Here is a 20,283-nt window from a genome sequence, read left to right on the forward strand (position 1 = left end):
AACCTTTTATTATTATCTTTCCTTAAAAAATCATTTAAGTTATACTGCAAACCATGAACCTTAGGCAAAAAATCAAGTTTTTTTCTCTATCATTTTTAATTTTATTTTCTCTATGGACTGTATTGTCTGGTTACTTTGAGCCATTTTTTATTTTTTGTGGAGTGTTTTCCTCTATATTCACATTATTTATCTTTAGAAGGTTGATAAACGCTGAAAGAGCTCTTAGCCAGATTTTAAATGGTACGAGTAGACTGTCGTTTTATAAGTTAGTAAGTTATATACCATGGTTAATGTACCAAGTAATTTTATCAAGTGTTTATGTAACAAAAAAGGTGCTACGACTCAAATCTAAGCTTGAGCCAATCATTATCCTAAGAAAATGCAAAGGGCATAATGATGAAAGCATTGCGTTATTTGCCAATTCGGTTACAATCACTCCTGGAACTTTAACTATCAATGTTGAAAGTAAGCAGAAAACATATTTCTCTACCATGTATCTGATAGATAAAGATCTTGAAAGCGGCATTTCTGAAATAGAAAATAAAATCTTAAAAATACTACGTTCAGTTAAGTAATTGCTTTAAATAAGTTAACAGCATCCTTATATTCCCTTACAAGGCTTTCAAGCATCTCTTTTGGAAGGCCATTGTTAACAATAGAACATAAATAATTATATAAATCTTCTAACCTTAGTATGTTATTTCTCTTCTTGCTGTTGAATTTATATGGAAAAATACCTTCCATAACTTCAATAGTAGTAGCCTTGTTTAAAAATACATTTTCACTTGTCACGCTTATTCTTGCTAAAACAGTGTTAATTTCAGGTTCGTCATTTGTATAAAAATCTGATAGCTCAGTTATTCTAATAACGTATAAAGTTACTATTTTTGATAAGCAATTATCAGCATATTCACAATTTTTTATTACCTCCCACTGAGTAACCTGAGATTTACCTATTTTTGCATTGTTCGGTAATTTACTCATTCAACTTTCTCCATTTAATCCAGTAGATAGATTATACTAATACTTTGTTAAATAAATGATAACGCAATCATAAAAATATATATTCATAATGACATGTTATGTAAAATAGTACGATATCCAAACATTAAAGTTGATTTAGGCTGGTTTATATTGGGCACCTCTTATTTCTGCATTACCTAAGCAAGCTAAGCTGTAAAATGACAGTTGGACATCAGCTCATAACAGGAGCACTCTGAAATATAGCTAACCCAAGAAAGGTTTCCCCACGTCATACCGCCGCGGTATCTCAACATAGATTCCGCTAACAAGTAGCGGAATGACGGTTTTTCAAATCTTTGGTAAACCTAAGAGCCTGTTCATAATCTTTTCAGAAGCAAAGCAGTGAAAGCAAATTTGCAAGCTGGTATTGAATTTTCGCTCACAATTTTTCCACAATCGCCTACATTTTTCCAACCAAGCAAAAGATCTCTCGACAACCCACCTTTTTGGCAATACAGCAAAGGTATGTAATTCGCTTCGCTTTATTACTTCAACAGTTGCACCAATAGTTGCTTTTATCTGTGTAGCAAAACTTTCTCCTGTGTAACCGGCATCAACCAGTATGTTTTTAACTTCAGAGTTTAGCATTTTTAACCATTTTCACAGCACTAGTTGCTTCTGCAGTCGTTACATAAATTGCATGCGGTAAACCTTGTGTATCTACAGCAATATGGCGCTTTATGCCTGAAATTTTTTTACCTGCATCATAGCCTTTTCTTTCAGCAGTATCTGCGTTTTTAACGCTTTGAGCATCAATTATACAGAAACTGGTTTTCTCTTTCCGACCATTGTTTCTTCGCAACTAATTTTTTTTAAAACACATTCCAAAATACTTTCTTCACCTATGCTCGGTTTTTCACTCCATTTTTTAAAGTAGTCGTAACAACTTCGCCACTTTGGAAACTCTTTCGGCAGCATCCTCCATTGACAACCACTTTTTAGGACGTATAACACTGCGCAAAATACATCATACAAATCAAGTTTTCTTGGTTTTGTTTTTTTTCTACAAGACTCCAGATCTGCTACGATAATCTCAAATTTTTCTCGACCTATGTCACTTGGGTATAAACTCCTCATATATCCTAATTTATATACATTATCTCTTAGTTTATTCCTTTCTTGAGATCATGTACAGGTTCTTAAAACAGTTCCTGGCAAAGTTATCACAAGATTTTGTGTTTCTGATGCCGGAGCTTGGCTACTTAAACAGAAAAGAAGTAGCAAGGAGTTGCACCTCATCCTAGGGAAAGTGGTAAAGCTGTTGGTTACCGAAGGATTATAGGTGGTAGAAGTAATGTCCGTAAAAAGCTTTTTATAGCTGCCATGTCTGCTGCAAGGTCCAAATCTGTACTTGGTGCCTTTTATTCCAAGCTTGTTGAAAGTGGTAAGAAGAAAATGGTAAGCTCTAATGCGAAAAATTATAGTAATTGCTAATGCAAGACTTAAAGAAGCAATTAATTTGCATACTCTTACAACGGTAACTGAAATTGGCTAATGAATATGTGCGTCCACACAGACTTAAAGCACATATTCATTAGCCAAGCAGAAATTGTTGTGACAGCTGTTTGATATAAAATTTTATTTCTATGACACACGGGTTTTTATTGCCCACATAATTGAACAAAGTTACAGAATTACACAAATAAAAAATTTTTAAAAAAACATAGTTGATATGACGGTCTGCGGTGGCATGACGATAACTTCGTCATTCCGCTATGTGTTAGCGGCTAAGAGATACCGCGAATGAATCGCGGTATGACGAGGGAGAACAGTTGCCACTTGTTAGCGCCGCGGTGGTATGATGATAAGCTCGTCATTCCGCTACCCGTTAGCGGGATCTATGGGATACCGCGGCGGTATGACGTGTTGAAACAATCCGATAAGGTAAACCTCGTCATCCCGCTACTTGTTAGCGGGATCTATGGGATACCGCGGCGGTATGACGTGTTAGCTATAGAAGGAGTGCGTTGTTATTCAAATGATAGTTATGCAACAGATCTATTGAATTGAGTAGGAGCTCTTATTTGCTTTTTGTGCACTGACTACTTGTGTCTCAGTGCTTGGTGTTATCAATTCCCATCCTTCATTCTTTGCTTCACAAGCATTCCAATACTCAGCCAATTCCTTATTATTTTTTACAGAATTTGGCATTTCTATGTTGGGATTTTTTTCTAATGTATGCTTAATTAGAATCTTACAGCAATCTTCGTAGTTAGTTGATTTATCTGTACCATATAATTCAGTAACACACTCTAAAGCAGTATTTCCATTGTAGTGTTCATGTGGGCTATCACTTATCCCCGCTTCTATGAGAGCCTTTAACATGTCTGGAGAACGCATCAAAGCGCAGATATGTAAATATCCTTTTTCGTTTTGCACGTTAGCACCTGCTTTTATTAAAACTTGTGCTAGATTTGGTAAAGCGCAAGGTTTGTAATTAATAGCAATAGAAAAAAGACTATCTACTGGAAAGCCATCATAGTCTTTCAAATCAAATTTGTGATTAATATCAAAACCTTTTTCTTCCCAAGAAGTGTGTAAATCTTTATAATGGTTTTCTTTGCTTGAAGTTTGCATTCTACTTTCTAGCCTTTCTTTTATTTTTTCTATTACATTACTAATATCTAAATCGTGATCTTCATTCACTTTATACAACACATTACACAAAGCACTATAAAGCCAAGTTTCTCTATTCATTATAATTTATACCTTAAAAATATTAATATACACTTATGTAGTATATAAACTCTAAATAACATTTTGCAAAATATTAATTGTTAGATAACATAATCAAAGTTTTTATCTTACATTCATCATGGTTAGAGCTATACAAATAAAAAAAACTGGGGGAGCAGAAGTATTAGAATTTGTAGATAAGAATATAGGTGAGCCAAAAGGCGAGGAAATCTTAGTACGTCACACAACTATCGGCTTAAATCGTTATGATTTAGAGCACAGAAAAGGTATGCGCAAAATTAAAGATCTACCATCAGTGCTTGGAGTGGAAGCAGTTGGGGTTATTGAAAAACTTGGTAAAAAAATCAGTGATGGATTCAAAATTGGAGACAGAGTTGGATATTGCACAGCTCCTCCAGGGGCATATTGTGAAAAGCGCATTATACACCAGAAATATCTGATAAAAATTCCAGATGACATATCTGATGAAGTTGCTGCTGCAGTGCTGTTTAAAGGTATGACAGCTCACTATTTAGTTAATCAATCTTATAAAGTTAGGCCCGGTGCTTTTGTGCTAGTTCATGGGGCTAATGGTGGTTTAGGACAAATAATATGCCAATGGGCAAAGGATAAAAAAGGTGTAGTGATAGGTTCTGTAAGCTCTGATGAAAAAATGAAGATAGCTTTACAAAGTGGCTGCACATACGCAATAAACTACAATGATAAAGACTTCGTTTCTAAAGTTATGGAGATTACGCAAAACAGAGGAGTAGGTGCAGTGTATGACCCTATAGGTTACGCTACAAGCAAGCTTTCTTTTGAATCTTTAGGCAGGTTCGGTATATACGTTTCCTATGGGCAGATATCAGGTAACGCTCCTATTAGTTTTTCTTTACTTAGTTCACGTTCATTATTTGCAACTGGAACCTCAATATACCATTATAAGCATGATAGATTCACATTAGTGCTTACCACAATGGAAATCTTCGAGATGATAAGAAAAAAACTTTTAACTGTATGGATCAATAAAAAATATAAATTTGATGAAATAATCCAAGCTCATCGCGATATGGAAAATAGAAAAGCGAGTGGGTTAAATATTATCAAAATCTCTTAGAACCTGTCTTGAAAGGGAAAAAAGAAAAGAATAAGATGAGGTAAGCAAAAAATAGGGGGTAACAAGTGATATAAGTGACAAGGAATGAGAGCCAAATGTTGCACAAGGGGTGATAGGGAGGCAAAAAACATAACAATTATTAATGCAATAAAATATATAATGAGGGGTAGTTGCCAGTGCTAACCTTTAATATAGTTATGCAAGAGGCCTAATTTGAAATATTAAATAGCTAACGTAAAAAATTGCTTCCATATATTTTAAATCTGATTATAATTACAGTTAGAGATATTTTAAGAGCTCAAAATCTATCTTTGTCTGCAGACTTTTCAGTCAAATTTTTAATCAAAAAGCGTAGTGTATCTTCTTTAGTGCATGTAAATATGCTTAATCTCTGTCGTATGTGCGCTGCACTTTTTTCTAATCTTTTTTACACAAGGGGATTTTATGTACAGAATTCCAGATACTTGACCTTTACTTTAGCTAAAAACCAATAGGCGCCTATGGTTTAACGCTAATTAAAATAAAAATTTTTCTAGATCAGTAATATATAGAAAAATTACAAAATCACTGTTTACTGAAAACGGGATACGATTGCCAAGAAAGCTGCTAATGTCACAGATTTTGGTTATTCCCAAACGTTGTTTGCTTGAATTTTAGACGTATGAGCGTGCTCTCCTTACTTCAAGAACTCTTTAATATGACTATGCTTGCTAAATTAACCACTTAAGTCCTTTCAAGATATGTTCTTAAATAAACTAGTAATTTAAACTAACCATTCATTAAATCATATCAACTAGAACTTCACATATTTAATTCTCCTTTTGGGGGAATTAAAAGCATATAGCTAAACTGACTTAGGCTTACCGACAACCGTCATCCCGCTACTTGTTAGCGTCACCGCGGTATGACGTCTTAGCTATAGATGCTGGTTTGTATGCTCACAGTAATTTCAAGAGAAGCTTAGTAGATAAGTTGTGTTTTAAACCAAATTCGGTATTTTAAACTGAACATTTTCAATAATACCACCTGGCATAACTGAAATTTTTACACTCAGGTTTACTTTTAGGTAGTCCATTAATTCATCAACCAATATGTCAGGAGCAGAAGCACCTGCAGTGATTCCTATCTTTTCTATGCCCTGAAACCAGCTTTTATTCACACAGCTGTAATTATCAATTAAGTAGGCTCTTTTTCCTCTGGCAGTGCACAGATCTAATAAGCGGTTTGAATTTGAGCTATTTTTACTTCCTACAACTAACACCATGTCTACAATTTCAGCTAGCTCTTTAACAGCATTTTGTCTGTTTTGCGTTGCATAGCATATGTCCTTTAAATCTGGACCTGTTATGCTTGGAAACCTGAGCTTCAGAGCAACAATAATTTCACGGGTATCGTCGATGCTTAATGTGGTTTGTGTAACATAAGATAAATTATCTGGATCTTTAACTTTTAAATTGCGTACATCCTGCACAGTTTGCACTAAAATGATAGGATTATTTACTCTTCCTCTAATTCCCTTAACTTCTGGATGGTTTTCATGCCCAATGAGAATTAATTCTTTACCACTGTTTTCATACCTTTTTGCCTCTTTATGCACTTTGCTGACTAAAGGACATGTTGCATCAATCACTTGAATACCCTTTCTTTTTGCCTCATCTTCTATATTTTTTGACACTCCGTGCGCGCTAAAAATCAGTATTCCTCCATTATCTTCAATTTCCTCGATACTGTTTACAAAAACCACTCCTTGTCTCTTAAAGTCCTCTACTATATATTTATTGTGAACAATTTCGTGTAGCACATAAACTTGGCACTTGTTTTTGTATTTTTCTAAAGTAATAGCTAATATGTCCACAGCTCTTTTTACTCCGGCACAAAAACCTCGCGGCTCAGCTAAGATAATTTCCATTTTTGTCAAATCAAGTAAATATGCAAGCATTACTTAAAAATAAGCTCCGCTCACTGTGTTTTATAGTACCATTATTTACGTTTTATATAATAATTATTTTTCGCATATTCTCTTTAACATTTGATCAACCTACTACTTCAGAAAATTTTAGAAAAGATAATACAGTACATAAACAACCTGATATTTTAGATAGAAATGGAGTGGTAATAGCAACAAATGTGCCCACAACATCACTATATACAGATGCAACCAAAGTAAAGAATCCGGAAAGTATAGCAGCACAACTGTGTTCTATTTTGAATGATCTTGAATACGAGAATTCATATAGAGTACTTACTTCAAAAAAGAAATTTGCTTGGGTAAAGCGGCACTTAACTCCAAAAGAACTGTTAGCAATAAAAAATGCCGGCGTGCCAGGAATAAACTTCTATAACGATGTAAAACGTATATATCCTCACAGTAATTTATTTTCACACGTGCTTGGTTACACTGACATAGATGGCAACGGTATTGCAGGAGTTGAGGCATATATAAGTAAAAACAAACAACATTCTGTTATCCAAGTACCTGATATACAGTTGTATGAATGTTGCAACTTGAAAGCAATTCCTGCACAGCAATTCCCCACACAACAGATGGTGTCATCCCAGTGCGTGACACTGGGATCCAGATATAAAAATACTGACAAATTACGTGATGAACAACGGATTCCAGAAACATATGTCAAAAACAATGTTTGTGATGAAATTGCGCATAAAACTGGATTCCAGTGTCAGTGCACTGGAATGACACCAGACCAAGCTTCTGAACAATCTTCTGTCATCCGACAGGGATGGTCACGCTCTGCTGATCAATATGTTCAACTATCCTTAGATACACGAGTGCAAAGCATAGTGCATGAAGAGCTAACTAAAGCTGTAAGCAGATATCAGGCACTCGGCGGAGTAGGAATTGTTTTAAATGTAAGAAATAGTGAAGTCATTTCAATGGTCAGTCTACCTGATTTTAACCCCAACCTACAGAATAAGGCAGAAGATGTACAAAAGTTTAATCGCGCCAGTCTTGGGGTATATGAAATGGGGTCGGTATTAAAATACTTTACAATAGCCGCAGCCCTTGATGCAAACGTTACAAAAACTAGCGATTTATATGACGTATCAACACCAATCACCATTGGAAAGTATAAAATTCAGGACTTTCACAAATCTAAAACTCCAAAAATTACTGTGCAAGATATATTTGTAAAATCATCCAACATTGGTGCAGCAAAAATTGCAGTCAAATTAGGTATTGAAAAACAAGTAGAATACTTTAAAGCTATGAAGCTATTTTCTCCTTTGAAAATAGAAATACCAGAAAAGTCCACACCGATAATCCCGGATAAATGGAGTGAAAACACTTTAATAACAGCATCTTATGGTTATGGTATAGCTGTAACTCCTATACATCTTGCACAAACTGCAGCAGCATTAATCAACAATGGAATATTTCATAACGCAACCTTGATATTGAATAAAAGAAGCATAGGAGAGCAAATTATCTCAAGAAAAACCTCCAGGGAAATGAGAAAATTATTACGCGCAGCAGTAACAGATGGCACTGGCAGAAAAGCAAAAATAAAGGCATATTCAATAGGGGGAAAGACTGGATCGGCGGAAAAAGTTGTAGACGGTAAATATAGCAAAGATGCAAACATAGCGTCATTTATAGGAGTGCTAACTATGCTTGACCCAAGGTATATAGTGCTAATTGCTATTGATGAACCTCAAGGGATACACCACACCGGGGGAATAATTGCTGCGCCTATAGTAAAAAACATTATAAATAGAATAGCACCTATACTAAATGTTACACCTGAGATGTAAAATTATGATTGCTTTACTATAACTTCAAATCTATCATTACCAAAATCCTTATTAATATACCAAGAACCATCATCTTTAGTTACAAATTCAAGACCTTTAAGGTCTCTTTTTATTGTCTTTCCATTTTGACCATCAATAGCGATATTAATATCGTATGTAATAACGTCTAGATTTATCATAGCTTCTTTCCCGCTGCATGAATTTAGACTGAACTTGCCTAACATGACATCATTAAAACTTACTTCCCCTGTATAGACATCACACTGACCGTCCATACAACACGTAGTTTCAATATAGAAAAGGTCTGACATATAAAACACCTTGCGTTTATAAAAAAAGAGCTAAATATATATAGCTAGTGCAGTCCTACGCCACGCCGCTATAGTTGTAAACCTAGAGCACTTTAGCTATAATACAGCTAGGAATGTAAAATTCAACAGTTAATTGTGTAATGAAGTCTAAATTACTACATCTTAGAGGAATGGCTGTTTAGTTTTTTTGTTAATCTTTTTTACCATGCTGTCAATCATATGCTTTATCCCTTGATATACAGAGTATATACTTTCGTCGCTACGCATATAAGCAGAACAGGAAAATACATTATGTTCTTCGTCTTCTATTGATAACCCTGTATCACACTTTATGTGTTCACCACCAAGCTTCTCTATCAACTGTTCTCTGTCATCTCCTATAGTTACCTTAACCTTACTTTCTTCTTTACCTATCTTGCTACTTAAAATTGAAACAATGATGGCTGGAGATATGCATATTGCTCCAATTGGCTTTTTTGTAACAAAAAATTCTGAAACTAATCTTTCAAATTCAGGCATTACTGTCACCATGTCTTTATTTTCAGCTAAGTCAGATAAATTTTTGGCAACCCCGTATCCACCAGGTACAACTAGCATGTCAAAATTTTCAGCTTTGGCTCCTTTTAAGTCATATATTTCGCCTCTTGCGATTCTTGCTGCTTCTACAAGTACATTCCTTTTTTCTTTCACTGCCTCCTTTGTTTTATGATTCATAACTTGTGTGATATTGATGTCAGGTGCAAAGCATTTAACATCCACATCCTGCTGATCAAGCACAAGCAGACTTAAAACCGCTTCTCTTACCTCTGCACCGTCAAGGTGACCACACCCTGATAAAACCACAGCAGCTTTTAATTTTTTTTCACCCATAAAGTACCTTAATTTCATGTAATCTAGATATTTTAATACAAATTCTATATTTGGAAAGAGGTTATTATATTAATTATCTCATACTTATTATAATATAATTAATAATTAGTATATATAATTAGGCATATTGATAGTTGATGAAGTTGAATATGGCACCTACAAACAGTACGTTTTTTGACACTGACTACCCAGAACTAAGAAAAGCTATTTCAGATATAATAGAAAGCATTGCACAGTTCCCACAGGAAGAAAAAGGGAAGTTGTTTGAAGCCCTATCAGAACAAGTTAAAGGGATGAACCTCAAAGATTTAGGTTTAGCAATTAATGACCAAGGCTTGCAAAAGGAGGTAAATAAAGAATTATTTATAAAACTCATTGAAGAAGCACTTAAAGGGTTAACTTTTGAAAATGTTGACTCAAAAATAATAGAAGAGGCGTTAAAATCTGTTAATCAGCAAGCAATAAGTAATGTTATAAATAATAATAAAGGTCCACTGGACAATCTAGTCAATTATTTTAAATCAGCATCTGCAAATAAAAAAATTGGAATAGCTTCTACCGGAATAGTATTGGGAGTAGCATTTTCTCCGCTTATTGTCCTTGCTACATTAATAGCGCTTGTAGCTATTGGAGCGCGTTATGTAGGAATAGGTATAGGAAAGGCAGGGAAAAAAATAAAAGAAGGAGCGATTGAAGTAGGAAAAGCAGTGAAAAGTTCATATAAGGATTTAATAGATAAATTACCTGAGGTTCAAAGAAGAGAAAATAATTTTGAAAAGTTAATAAGTAATTTAATGGAAAAGAATCTTGAAGCTGATGAAGGAGAAAGAACAATGCTTAGTAATGAAATAAAAATAATAAAAATGCTTCAGAATCAAGAGCAACTAGCAGCAATAAGACAGTTAATAAGGGAAGATAAGGCTGGTCTTTTGAACAATCTTATGAGCAAGGGTACTAGTACTCATGAGGAAGACATGGAGAAATTTGTAGATTTTATGAGCGAATTTCAACCTGCAATTATGGCAATTGGTAGTGACATAAAAGAGGTAGAACAAAAAGTTAATGAGAAAGCTCAGGAAATAAAGCCAGATTCTCAATTAGGTAGTTCAAATGCTGAACGAGTGAGTGAAGAAGGAATCATAGGACCGGGTTGATGCATTTGAGGAGCATTTTGATGCAAAAATTACTATCAGAAAGTGGGGTTACGCTACTCCCTTTTATCCACTTTTTTGAGCAATCCACCTCCACATCTAACACACATCTCAGTGATTATAATATCCAATTTTTGATCATGTTGTTCTACAGGTAAATCTTTACAATATTGTTTCTCATAGGCTACACCTATAAATATTTTTCCAAGCGGCCGTAATTTTTTTATCATTGTATCATACCAACCACCGCCAAAACCTAATCTATTAAAATGATCATCAAAAGCAACAACAGGAGTAATGATTGTGTCGGGAATTACGTCTTCATCTGTTTTGTTCCATTTCTCAAATTTTAGTAACTGATTTTTATCAGGAACCGCTATTTTATAACCTAAATCGAATAAGCTATACATCAAAGGCACAACATTTATTTCCCCATCCATTGGAATGTAAGCCGCAATTGTTTTGCCTTTAACGTAACTTAAGTTCTGATTAAAGAGATTAATAAGGGAACTTGCCGCATAACTGGAATAACTTTCATCAATATCTTTTCTTATAGCTCTATATTGCTCTCTTATTTCCTTTTTGTGCTGTTTAATATCTTTGAACATGATCTATCCATTTTGCAGTAAGTTTTTCTTGTAAACTATTTTGCTTCAAGCGCTCACTTAAAAAATCAAAGTCAATAAATTCCATATCCTGGTCTTGATTACTGCAACTATAAACAAAACTCTTTTCTCCTGTTTTTGCATTTATATGTTGCTGCACACACTGAGCGCAGATTTCTTTCATCATACACTGCATAGGAGAATTAACTGATGATATTGCTATGTGGCCTGATCTCAGATATGGCTTTAAAATTGTTTTTCTAGCTTCATTCACAGCTTTCATCATTTTATCAGAACCAATAGTGATAATTTTATCTATAGTGTTTAAATTAATACCTAATCTTCCTTGTTGATAAGAGACTATTGCATCAACTATATTACCATGAAAGGATTTATCTTGATCTCTGCTTGTTTCTATCAATCCTTCTTCACATGCCCAAACTACTGCATTTGATGCACGCTCTATCAGTGCTCGTTTAAATACATCACTTAATTTCTTATAGCCAGCAAAGTACAAAACCTTATTATTATTTTCAAGACACGCCTTCCCTATCGAAAATAATACTGCATTTCCAACTCCACCACCAATTAGCATTATATTCTTCATGTGCTATTTTAACTATATTTGTTCAAATTTTTTGAAATTTTATAGAACAAAGTAATTTTCGTACACAAAGACAGAAACAAGGACACTCTCTGACTTCAACTATACCGATAACTGACAGCTACATTTTTACGCATATCATCTAATAACAAGTTGCTTTGTATCATAATCTTTTGTTGGTACGTCTGCTGTTTAATTGCTTCTATATCCGCTACATTACTCTTGATATCACACAACATCATCAACTTTGCAGTGCCATTTTCTCTCAATTCTAATATTTCATTCACACTTGTTTTACTAAATAAAATCTGTAAATCAGGATTTAAATCTCGCATTTTTATTTCAAACTCTTTTGCATTTGGCAACCTAAAATCATCTGCTAATTTGTCAAAATTTAAACAATTGACCTTTTGCTCTTTAAAATTAGAGAATAAACTTTCTGAACCCTCAACCACAATCTGTTTTAATTTTAAAGTGCTTTCCAGCAGTGCATAATTAAGTTGTACCTTGTCTATGACTTTTATAATAGAGTAACCTTCACTGAAACTGAATGGACCTGCTATATCGCCGGTTTCTAGTCTTTCTAAAACGCTCTTAAGTTTATCTTTGAGCTGACTTAAATTAACTGTTGCTTTACGCATCTTTATTGGAGATTCTGGGTTATTACTATTACGTAATTTTTTTACTAGATCTTCAGCTATACCATAAATGTCCTTGTCTTTTTGATCAGGAATTATAAACTCTTGGAACGTGGTAAGATAATCCGGCTTTTCTATTTGCCTTTTTACATCATCTACTTCTTTATCGCTTATATTAATAAATGGCACAATTCTTACTTCAATAATTTTGCTCCATAGTAACTGACATTTTATTTGTTTTCTTAAAATACTAGGATCTATATTATGCTTTTTTATGTATTGATCAACTTCATTAGCCTTAAGCTTAAAACTTTGGGTTAAAAATAATATGATAGCATTATCTAACTCCTCATTGCTCAATTTTATACTCAGCCTCTGCGCTTCATTGATAATGATAATTTCGTCTATTAGCTCCCTAAGAATTTGAGGTTTTGCTTCTTTTTGATTAACACTTTGAGTGCCAAACAATGAATTTATAAAGTTGATGCGTTTTTCGATATCTAAATTTGAAATTGGCTCACCATTTACATCTGCAACAATTTCAATCTCGGTTGCAAGCAACCTAAGTGGCAACACTATCAACAGTAAAATTAGTATTTTATGCATATAAGTAAGGTTAACAACCAATTCTATAATAAATACTGAGTCAACGCTAGCCAACTTTTCAATAGCTAAAGACGGAAATAAAAAAACCATTGCAATAAGATCAGGCAAACAGGCTAAAACATGCCAATATAGCGAATTCAGACCGTGCTAAACAGTATACGGAAGGAGAGGGATTCGAACCCTCGATACGACTTTTGGGTCGTATAACGGTTTAGCAAACCGCCGCCTTCAGCCGCTCGGCCACCCTTCCAAATTTAGAACCTAAAGATTATATAATACCAAGACCTCTACCGCCTGTCTAATGCTTTTAATTGCAACATTTTTCCGAACAACTGTAATTTTTAGATCTGTGGTACAAAAATCTATAGCTAACCCAAGAAAGGTCTCCCTACATCATACCGCGATTCATTCCATAGCTGTACGAACGTTGTCTAGCAGGAGGCCAGCGCCCCTATGATGTCATCCCAGTGCTCCTTTTTTGTCATCCCAGTGCGTGACACTGGGATCTAGCCTTTATTATTTGGTTGAAATTAAGTCTTCTGGATCCCAGTGTCAGCTACTTTCATGACATCATCATAAAGTAAAATGAGATCCCAGTGTCAAGCACTGGGATGACAGAAGAAGGAGGCGCTGCCGTCTTGGATGAAAAAGCTGGATTCCAGACTGGAATGACACCATTTGCTGTGCAGTTTACCTTCAAGAATGAATATTCGTACAGTTGTGCGCGGTATCTCAGCCGCTAACAAGTAGCGGAATGACGAATTTGTTGTTTTTCAAATTGTAGGCAAACCTAAGCCACTTTAGCTATAAATCAATAAAAACTAACTTCTGCTTTTTTCAATGATTTTCTTTGCTTCTTCTATACCAACCCATTCTCCAACTGCTACCTCTTTTCCCTTTTCTAGATCTTTATAATGAGAAAAGAAATGAGCAATTTTATCTAATAGGTTTTTAGATAAGTCAGAATAGTCCTTTATATTGTCATAATAGCTATCAACACTGGAAATAGGCACAGCTAATATCTTTTCATCTTCTCCTTTTTCATCTTTAGTGAGTAATGCGCCTATTGGACGCACCGATATTAAAACACTAGATGCTAAGGGAAATTGAGTTAGCACCAAAACATCCACAGGATCACCATCACCTGCGCAGGTATTTGGTATAAACCCATAATTGCAAGGGTAAGTCATTGAGGTAGACAAAAATCTGTCAACTTGTAACAACCCAAGCTCTTTATTAAATTCATACTTTACAGGCTCAGCATTTGCACTTATTTCAATTACCACATTCACCGCATTTGGTCCCGCTGTTATTTTACTTGAATCCATAAATTACCTTCTTAACTTAAGAATAAGCATTATACAATATATGCTTTTAAGTTGCTACATTTATGTAGTTCTAGGCTTGTTTTGCATGAGCGGTTTTAAATTTTCATTCATCATCTCATTGACTGTTGAAAGCGGTGGTTCCTGTGGTGATTTCAATAACTGAAATAAAGCATACACTATTACGATAGTAAGCACCGCAGCAATTACTAGATTAACAAAATTATCCTGTGGTAGGACACCTTTCATTGGATTAAATAATTTTTGCTCCATAAGGAAATAATCAGCAACATATAACCCAACAGATAATACAAACACACCTAAAATAAGTTTACAGACTGTATTTTTATGATTTTTCTTGCTGACAATGAAATTTGGCTCATATTCATTCTCTTCTGGCAACACTGAGTAGTATATATTCTCAGGGCTTGTTACTAATTGCTCAAATTCATCGCTGTTTTGGTTTTTTAGCAGTTGCTTTAGGGTATTTTTTGCATTTATAGTATATAATCTGTATACATCCTTCAAGTTCTCTTCCCTCGAATCTATACTATCATGATAGATTTTATACTTAATTATTCCGTCTTCATTTGTTAGATTAATTTCTTTATGTAGTATACTGGATAAAAGCACTATATAATCGTTTATTAACAAATTCCTATCTAACTCTAGTACTTCTCTTTTTGTTATTTTGTCAGGTGACAAAGGTTTCTTATAACTACCTCCCAAAGGATATAATAGAGAAAATAATAAAGCCACATCTCTATCTACTTTTATATCTTGATGAATAGAATAGTAACAATCGATAACAAATTTATTAAAATAAAACTCTTTATCAGATTTTTCATTTAACAGTTTTTTGATGTCAGTAAATACCTTATTTTCAAAATCTTCTACTGTTTCAAATACTGGGTTTCTCTTTGGATTTGCCAAAACGTTAAGAAGCTTTAATTTTTTTTGATCTTCTGTCAATTCTGCTCGATCTATAACTTCCTCTAGCAGTTCTTTCAGCACCGTACGACTAGTAGACATTCTTTTATTTTCAATTGCAGCATATATTTTATCAATTACTTCTTGAGTATTTAGCTGAGTATTCTCTACAAGAGCTTCATAAGCTTGAATATAAATTAAAAATAGCCCTTGTAGGCTGAATTTTAAGTTAAAATATTTATCTAATGGTTCTTCTTCTTTTCTAATAAATGCAGGTAAATCAACATGATTTCTGCCATCCATGTTGCAATACAAACCAACATGTTGAAAGCTACCTAAAAAAATAAATAACGTCTCTAATAAATTATCCTTACCAACAATTTTTATCAGCTCTTCAACTTCTTTTACCATTGCAAAACCTATAACGTCCTGCTTTATAGTATAAGTGATATGGGGTAAAATAGCAATAAATATTATTGTACGTTTACACTCTGCATTAAAGCCTTTAGTTAAGAGCATATCCATCCACCGCCAATTACTTGCTCATCTTTATACGCTACACAGGCTTGACCTGGACTAATGCCAAAGTAATCGTCGTTTAAAATGACACAGGCTTTATTTTTTTCGTCAGTTGAATGTATTGTTGCTAAACTTCCTGCATGTGATGACCTGAGCTTCACAGTTACTTCCATGCCTTCTTTTGGTTGTTCTAACCAATTTAACTCTTTGACCAATATCTTTTTTTGCATTAGAGCATTGATCGGCCCGACTATAACCTCATTATTTTCTGTATTAATTTTTATCACATAAAGAGGTTCATTGTGTGCGATACCGAGGCCTCTTCTTTGGCCCACTGTAAAATTTACTATGCCACTGTGCTCACCTAACACTCTTCCCTTAATGTCCACTATTTTGCCTTTCTGTACAGATCGTGGAGCTAGTTTAGCTATTGTTTTGCTATAGCTTTCGGAAACGAAACATATGTCTTGGCTGTCTGGTTTTTCAGAAATTTGCAAACTAAAATACTTTGCTAGTTTTCTTATATCACTTTTATAGAACCCACCGAGTGGAAATCGCAAAAGCTTCAACTGCTCCTTTGTTGTAGCAAATAGAAAATAGCTTTGATCTTTACTTTTATCAATGCTTCTACACAACTTTACCTCACCATTTTTTTCTAATCTTCTCACGTAATGTCCTGTTACGAGCACATCCGCACCAAGATTTTTTGTAACTTGCAATAGATCACGAAATTTTACCGTTTGGTTGCATCTTACGCATGGTATGGGAGTTTCCCCACGCATATAGGTACTTGCAAAATCCTCTATTACTTCCTTTTTGAATATTTCCTCGTAGTTTAAAATATAGTGAGGAAAGCCAACACTTTCAGCCACGCGCTTAGCGTCATAAATATCCTGTCCAGCGCAGCATGCACCCTTTCTTGCGTTAGCATTACCGTCAGTGCCATAGAGTTGAAGAGTCACACCTATCACCTGGTACCCAAGGTTATGTAGCAGTGCTGCAGCAACCGAGCTATCAACTCCCCCGGACATTGCAACAACAGCCTTAGTCTGGTGCGGAGCTTTATCTTTTAGCAGAGGTTCAATTTCAAATTCTTTTAGCATGGTTATCCGAGTTTATTAATATAGCTAGCACAGCCCTACGTCATACCGCCGCGGATAGATTCCGCTAACAAGTAGCGGAATGACAAGTTTTACGCTTATCAAATTGCAGGTAAATCTATTACTCTAGCTATAGATATTGTACAGAACAATATGAAAATTGAAAGAGTTAGTGCAACTTATGCACGATTTCACAATAAGAAATATTTCTTGAGAACCTTAAAATTGAAAAATTTCAACAACCAAAATCGTGATCAATCTTGCTTGAATAAAACATGGCCAAAATAATCCATGTTTTCAAGCACTTTTCCACTACCCAAGGCAACACAACAAAGTGGTTCATCTGCAACACGAACCGGTAATTTTGTTGTTTCACTGATAACTTTGCCTAAGTTACGCAATAATCCACCACCACCGGATAAAATTATTCCTCTATCGACTATATCAGAAGAAAGTTCAGGTGGAGTGCTCTCCAGCGCAGTCTTAATAGCAGAAATTATCTGATGTACAGGCTCTATTAAACTCTCTGCAACTTGATACTCTGATAAAAGCATTTCTTTTGGCATGCCACTCACTAAATCCCTGCCTTTAATTATCATTCCCTCTTTGTTATTTTCACCTGGCAGACTGGCTGAACCTATGCTTTTCTTAATTTTCTCAGCGGTTGTTTCACCGATTAATAACTTATGATTTTCACGAATATACGATTTTATTGCTTCATCCATAATATCGCCACCTACTCTGGCAGAACGTGAATAAACAATTCCACCTAAAGAAATAATTGCAACTTCAGTTGTACCGCCTCCTATATCAACGATCATAGAACCCTCAGGTTCAGTAACCGGGAGCCCAGCTCCGATTGCTGCAGCCATTGGTTCTTCAATCAAAAATACTTCATTTGCACCAGCACTTTCTGCTGCATCTTGTATAGCACGCCTTTCAACTGGCGTGGATCCAGATGGAACGCATATGATAATATTAGGTTTATTAACAGTGAATTTTGTGTTTGCACTGCGTATGAAATATTTTAGCATTTCTTCCGCACTTTTAAAATCAGCAATGACTCCATCTTTTAAGGGCCTTATCGCCTCTATTTCTCCAGGCGTTTTTCCAAGCATCATTTTAGCTTTTTTACCAAAAGCATAAGGAACGTAACTTCCTTTTTCTTTTATTCTTGCTACAACTGAAGGCTCATCAAGCACTATTCCCTGATTTTTCTGATAAACTAACGTGTTTGCAGTACCAAGGTCTATGGCAATATCGCTAGCAAACAAACCTTTGAAAGTAAAAAGGCTATAAAACTTTCCAGTTAATTTTCGAACAAAATTCATACATAACTCAAGAAAACCATTTATTGAGACAAATTATACTTTTCAGATAGGTAGTAAGTAACACACTCAACTTCTAAACCCTTGCCTGTTACTTTTTTTAGCAGTTCCAAGCCACACTTTGCACTGTATATATTTTGAGATAACCAACTGATAAGTAAACTAAAATCTCCTTTTATTATAGCACTTAATGATTCGTAATGATTCTTTTTAACGAAAGAGAAAATCTGCACAGCAGCAATTAAAGCAATGATTTTTATAGGAAAGTAGCCCATAACACCGCTTGCCCAACATTCATCTTGAAAATAAGTGTCCAGCTCATTTTTAGCTTTTACTGGAATTTTATAGTGCTTCATACCTTCCAGCCACGCATCGTGCAGATTCTTAACTTCCAATGTACCATTTATTATATCCTGTTCTAACCTAGTTCTCAACATAATATGAGCTAACAGACTAAATTCATCTGTGTTCTTTAAAGAAGAGGAAAGGTTTATTTCATTGAAAACCAAGTACAAATTTTCAACACTACTATTAGTTTTGCTTTTTATAGCAAATTTCTCTTTTATGTGTGGTTGAATGAACTCAATAAATTCTCTGGATGTTCCAATCATCCTTTCCATGAATAACCCTTGAGTTTCATACATAACATGTCTCGTAATTGGGCTACTTATAGAATTTTGCGCTAAACATTTTTGATAAATTGCATAACCACTATGCCGTAAAAGTGAAAATAAACCATAACAAAAATCAGACTCGTCATAATCTATAGAGTAGTAATAAGAAGTACGAATCTCATTTAGTGCAATACCCATTTGCTGTAAACATAACGAGCCAAGTTCAATCTGCTTCTGAGTAGCAACTCTTTGTATATTAGTAACCTTATCCTTTTTCTGCTTTTCAATTATTTTATCCACATTTTCGCTAAAAAATTTGCCTACCTTGGGGAATACTTCCCTTATATTCTTTTCTGTGATATCAGAGTCATAGTCAGCAAGCAGTGAGTCGTATTTTGAGCATTTTAATTGCTGCGATTTTATAGAAGCTACTTCGCGAATGAGTTTGATTAAATCAGTAAAACGTTCTTTTAGTTTTTCTAAGTTACTGGTTTCAGAATGAGATAGTTTCCATAAATTTTGGCATTCAACCTTAGCTTTGGATAAAGACTTTACTAGATTAATAGGAACAGCATTGTTGCTTTTATGTATTCTCTCTATTAACTTTAGCTGCTGAATATTTGCACTTTTTTTGTTACCAAGAGCATCTGCTAATGATTCCTTTATTGCGTCATGAGAGATAATTTCATGTCTGATTTCTTCTAGAAGACTCATTTGTTCAACTTTGTCCTCTATATTCAATTGGCTTTGGTTTAGTACTTTTAGCGTATTTTCGATATTCTTTACTCTATATAATACTTCCTCTAAAAACTTATAAGATTTCATAATTTGTTCATTGTTTTAGAAAACATCTGTTTAATATCGTAATAGATTAATAATAAAGTTAAAAGTATATTTGCTTAAAGTACAATAAAAAATTGTACTTTTTATTCCTTTATTGGATTTTTCTACTCAGAGTCCAGCATATTATAAGAAAATTAATTGTAAGGTTGTAGAAAAAGTATTTAGTATTTTATTTCTCTTGACTATGTTACAATATGGGGAGATATTAGGTGCTCAAATTAAAGTTACGCACTATTTAAAATTTATGGA

Annotated in this window: 20 protein-coding genes, 1 tRNA gene and 2 pseudogenes; 6 read left to right on the forward strand and 17 right to left on the reverse strand. The window is 34.4% G+C overall.

Annotation, left to right across the window (positions count from 1 at the left end; genetic code table 11):
• Window positions 1-53 precede the first annotated feature (53 nt).
• Window positions 54-575 carry a Na+/H+ antiporter subunit E gene (locus NHG98_RS02355; RefSeq protein WP_096641531.1) on the forward strand — a complete coding sequence of 174 codons (522 nt, stop codon included), beginning with the start codon at window positions 54-56 and terminating at the stop codon, window positions 573-575.
• Here NHG98_RS02355 and NHG98_RS02360 read toward each other — a convergent pair.
• From NHG98_RS02360 to NHG98_RS02370, 3 genes and pseudogenes are all read right to left on the reverse strand, one after another.
• On the reverse strand, window positions 568-984 hold the full coding sequence (locus NHG98_RS02360) for a hypothetical protein (RefSeq protein WP_096641530.1): 417 nt from the start codon (window positions 982-984) through the stop codon (window positions 568-570). The genes NHG98_RS02355 and NHG98_RS02360 overlap by 8 nt on opposite strands.
• A 185-nt stretch (window positions 985-1,169) precedes the next feature.
• Window positions 1,170-1,292: a hypothetical protein gene (locus tag NHG98_RS02365; protein WP_259245520.1), complete on the reverse strand. Its 123-nt coding sequence runs from the start codon at window positions 1,290-1,292 to the stop codon at window positions 1,170-1,172.
• Window positions 1,293-1,340: 48 nt separating this feature from the next.
• A pseudogene (locus NHG98_RS02370) lies at window positions 1,341-2,100 on the reverse strand (IS5 family transposase).
• 80 nt (window positions 2,101-2,180) lie between these two features.
• Here NHG98_RS02370 and NHG98_RS02375 point away from each other — a divergent pair.
• Window positions 2,181-2,518, forward strand: a pseudogene (locus NHG98_RS02375) (transposase); the annotation flags it as partial.
• 248 nt (window positions 2,519-2,766) lie between these two features.
• Window positions 2,767-3,033: a hypothetical protein gene (locus NHG98_RS02380; RefSeq protein WP_259245521.1), complete on the forward strand. Its 267-nt coding sequence runs from the start codon at window positions 2,767-2,769 to the stop codon at window positions 3,031-3,033.
• Here the strand turns inward: NHG98_RS02380 and NHG98_RS02385 are convergent.
• Entirely contained in the window at window positions 3,022-3,720 is a 699-nt protein-coding gene (locus NHG98_RS02385; protein WP_096616716.1) for an ankyrin repeat domain-containing protein, read from the reverse strand. The two genes, NHG98_RS02380 and NHG98_RS02385, sit on opposite strands and share 12 nt — an antisense overlap.
• 118 nt (window positions 3,721-3,838) lie before the next feature.
• Here NHG98_RS02385 and NHG98_RS02390 point away from each other — a divergent pair, with 118 nt between their 5' ends.
• Window positions 3,839-4,816 carry a quinone oxidoreductase family protein gene (locus NHG98_RS02390; RefSeq protein ID WP_096616718.1) on the forward strand — a complete coding sequence of 326 codons (978 nt, stop codon included), beginning with the start codon at window positions 3,839-3,841 and terminating at the stop codon, window positions 4,814-4,816.
• 979 nt (window positions 4,817-5,795) lie between these two features.
• Here the strand turns inward: NHG98_RS02390 and ispH are convergent.
• Entirely contained in the window at window positions 5,796-6,725 is a 930-nt protein-coding gene (gene ispH / locus NHG98_RS02395) for a 4-hydroxy-3-methylbut-2-enyl diphosphate reductase (protein WP_096616720.1), read from the reverse strand.
• A 20-nt stretch (window positions 6,726-6,745) separates the two neighbouring features.
• Here ispH and NHG98_RS02400 point away from each other — a divergent pair, with 20 nt between their 5' ends.
• On the forward strand, window positions 6,746-8,590 hold the full coding sequence (locus tag NHG98_RS02400; protein WP_096616740.1) for a peptidoglycan D,D-transpeptidase FtsI family protein: 1,845 nt from the start codon (window positions 6,746-6,748) through the stop codon (window positions 8,588-8,590).
• Between the two features lie 2 nt (window positions 8,591-8,592).
• Here the strand turns inward: NHG98_RS02400 and NHG98_RS02405 are convergent, their stop codons facing one another.
• Complete coding sequence (locus NHG98_RS02405; protein ID WP_096616722.1) at window positions 8,593-8,901, reverse strand: hypothetical protein; 309 nt, start codon at window positions 8,899-8,901, stop codon at window positions 8,593-8,595.
• 162 nt (window positions 8,902-9,063) lie between these two features.
• Entirely contained in the window at window positions 9,064-9,771 is a 708-nt protein-coding gene (gene elbB, locus NHG98_RS02410) for an isoprenoid biosynthesis glyoxalase ElbB (RefSeq protein ID WP_096616724.1), read from the reverse strand.
• A gap of 149 nt (window positions 9,772-9,920) precedes the next feature.
• Between elbB and NHG98_RS02415 the strand changes: the two genes are divergently transcribed.
• Window positions 9,921-10,925 carry a hypothetical protein gene (locus NHG98_RS02415; RefSeq protein ID WP_096616742.1) on the forward strand — a complete coding sequence of 335 codons (1,005 nt, stop codon included), beginning with the start codon at window positions 9,921-9,923 and terminating at the stop codon, window positions 10,923-10,925.
• A 53-nt stretch (window positions 10,926-10,978) separates the two neighbouring features.
• On the opposite strand, the gene NHG98_RS02420 is transcribed toward NHG98_RS02415, so the two are convergent.
• The 10 genes from NHG98_RS02420 to NHG98_RS02465 form a co-directional block, all read right to left on the reverse strand.
• On the reverse strand, window positions 10,979-11,530 hold the full coding sequence (locus tag NHG98_RS02420) for a 5-formyltetrahydrofolate cyclo-ligase (RefSeq protein ID WP_096616726.1): 552 nt from the start codon (window positions 11,528-11,530) through the stop codon (window positions 10,979-10,981).
• Window positions 11,514-12,134 carry a ferredoxin reductase domain-containing protein gene (locus NHG98_RS02425; RefSeq protein WP_096616728.1) on the reverse strand — a complete coding sequence of 207 codons (621 nt, stop codon included), beginning with the start codon at window positions 12,132-12,134 and terminating at the stop codon, window positions 11,514-11,516. Before NHG98_RS02425 ends, NHG98_RS02420 begins: the two co-directional genes overlap by 17 nt.
• A 95-nt stretch (window positions 12,135-12,229) precedes the next feature.
• Window positions 12,230-13,375, reverse strand: coding sequence for a SurA N-terminal domain-containing protein (locus tag NHG98_RS02430; protein WP_096616744.1), 1,146 nt, complete (start codon window positions 13,373-13,375; stop codon window positions 12,230-12,232).
• A gap of 159 nt (window positions 13,376-13,534) precedes the next feature.
• Window positions 13,535-13,625, reverse strand: a tRNA-Ser gene (locus NHG98_RS02435).
• Window positions 13,626-13,974: 349 nt separating this feature from the next.
• The gene (locus tag NHG98_RS02440) at window positions 13,975-14,121 is read right to left on the reverse strand and encodes a hypothetical protein (protein WP_259245524.1); all 147 of its coding nucleotides are present in this window, start codon (window positions 14,119-14,121) and stop codon (window positions 13,975-13,977) included.
• A 75-nt stretch (window positions 14,122-14,196) separates the two neighbouring features.
• Window positions 14,197-14,703 (reverse strand): inorganic diphosphatase, encoded by a 507-nt coding sequence (gene ppa / locus NHG98_RS02445; protein WP_096616730.1) that lies wholly within the window; start codon window positions 14,701-14,703, stop codon window positions 14,197-14,199.
• Between the two features lie 60 nt (window positions 14,704-14,763).
• Entirely contained in the window at window positions 14,764-16,149 is a 1,386-nt protein-coding gene (locus tag NHG98_RS02450; RefSeq protein ID WP_259245526.1) for a WD1261 family protein, read from the reverse strand.
• The gene (mnmA, locus tag NHG98_RS02455; protein ID WP_096616732.1) at window positions 16,140-17,252 is read right to left on the reverse strand and encodes a tRNA 2-thiouridine(34) synthase MnmA; all 1,113 of its coding nucleotides are present in this window, start codon (window positions 17,250-17,252) and stop codon (window positions 16,140-16,142) included. Before mnmA ends, NHG98_RS02450 begins: the two co-directional genes overlap by 10 nt.
• Before the next feature lie 251 nt (window positions 17,253-17,503).
• Window positions 17,504-18,580: a rod shape-determining protein gene (locus NHG98_RS02460; RefSeq protein ID WP_096616734.1), complete on the reverse strand. Its 1,077-nt coding sequence runs from the start codon at window positions 18,578-18,580 to the stop codon at window positions 17,504-17,506.
• 20 nt (window positions 18,581-18,600) lie between these two features.
• A complete protein-coding gene (locus tag NHG98_RS02465) occupies window positions 18,601-20,016 on the reverse strand; it encodes a gluzincin family metallopeptidase (RefSeq protein ID WP_096616736.1) in 1,416 nt (471 codons plus the stop codon).
• Window positions 20,017-20,283: the final 267 nt, after the last annotated feature.

This window comes from Wolbachia endosymbiont of Aedes albopictus (assembly GCF_024804185.1).
GTDB lineage: Bacteria > Pseudomonadota > Alphaproteobacteria > Rickettsiales > Anaplasmataceae > Wolbachia > Wolbachia pipientis_B.